Source organism: Nodosilinea sp. LEGE 07298, from assembly GCF_015207265.1.
In the GTDB taxonomy this organism is placed as follows: Bacteria; Cyanobacteriota; Cyanobacteriia; order Phormidesmidales; family Phormidesmidaceae; genus Nodosilinea.
The window spans coordinates 1-1,390 of sequence record NZ_JADEXE010000575.1 but is presented as its reverse complement, the minus strand read 5'-3'; the positions used below and the strand labels follow the sequence as shown (position 1 = coordinate 1,390).

General features: G+C 58.7%; 1 protein-coding gene. It reads left to right on the top strand.

The window, feature by feature from the left end; genetic code table 11:
- Positions 1 to 1,358, top strand: a 1,358-nt coding sequence (locus IQ273_RS33145; RefSeq protein ID WP_194027313.1) for a Mur ligase family protein, incomplete at its 5' end; no start/stop codon positions are given.
- Positions 1,359 to 1,390: the final 32 nt, after the last annotated feature.

Genomic DNA, 1,390 nt, shown 5'->3' with positions numbered 1-1,390 from the left:
CACTTCTGCTACCCTTTCCCTCATCCCCTGCCGCCCTGGCCATGAACCAACTGCTGCTGCTTCCTATTGTTGCCTTTGCCAAACTGCTTACCCTGGCCCTGCGAGCCTCGGGTCGGGGGTCGGGCACCGCCCTGCCGGGCTACTTAGTCGGGCGCTACTTTCCCTTTGTGCTAGAAGCGCTGGTGAGCCAAATCCCCATTGTGGTAGCGATTACCGGCACCAACGGCAAAACCACCAGCCAGACGATGCTCAGCGCCATGATCAGCCAGGTACCAGGGGTTAAGGTGTTGCGCAATAAGGCCGGGGCCAATCTCAGCCAGGGCATTTTGTCGGAACTGCTGAAGCAGAGCAACGCCCTGGGTCGCCTCGATTTTACCCACGCCGTGCTGGAGGTAGAAGAAGCTACCCTACCTCGAATCGCTACATTGCTTCAGCCCAGCATTATTGCCGTTACCAACCTCTACCGCGACCAGCTCGACGCCTACGGCGAGGTCGATCGCACCGAAAAGCTGATTCGCGACGGCATTGCCCAGTGCCCCACCGCTGCCGTCGTCGTCAACGGCGACGATCCTCGCACCGCTCGGCTGACCCAAGGGTTGAGCAACGCCACGTATTTCGTATCGCTGGCCCCCGAGTACGCCCGGTTTTTACCCTACGAGGGCAAGCTCAACCCGCGCGATGTCAACGGCCAGGGCCTAGAAGCGACCCAAATTCACATCAATGAAGATCTGACCACCGACTTTGCCATCCAGGGCCAGATGAATGGTGGTGCCGTGCAGATTCCCCAGGCTAGGACTGTCTCGCCGGGGTTTTTTCATGTCTACAACGCCCTGACGGCGATCGCGATCGCCAACCTGCTCGGGGTCGATGGCGATACCGCTGTCACCGGGCTCAAAACCTTCAAACCCGCCTTCGGTCGAGGCGAAATTTTGGTGCAGCAGCAGGGCAGCAAACAGGTCAACTATCGCCTGCTGCTGGTCAAAAATCCGGCGAGCTTTAGCCTCAGCCTGGAGCTGCTGCGCAATATTTCCAACCTCAAGCTGATTTTGGCCATTAACGACAACACCGCCGATGGCAAAGACGTCTCCTGGCTGTGGGATAGCGAGCTAGAGCGGCTCAACCAGGCCAACATCGACTGGATTCTCTGCACCGGCATTCGCGCTAAGGATATGGCTGTGCGGCTCAAGTACGCCCTCGACGCTCCCCCTGGTCCTATCCCCACCGCAGAATCGATCCGCCAGGCCCTTGATCTATCCTTTGAAAAAGCCCGCTCGGGCGACACGGTGTTTGTGCTGCCCACCTACACCGCCATGCTGGAATTCCGCAAGCTCATGGGCAAAACCCTCGATATTCTTTAGTCCAAGTACAACGGGTCTTTCGCCCTAGCTCC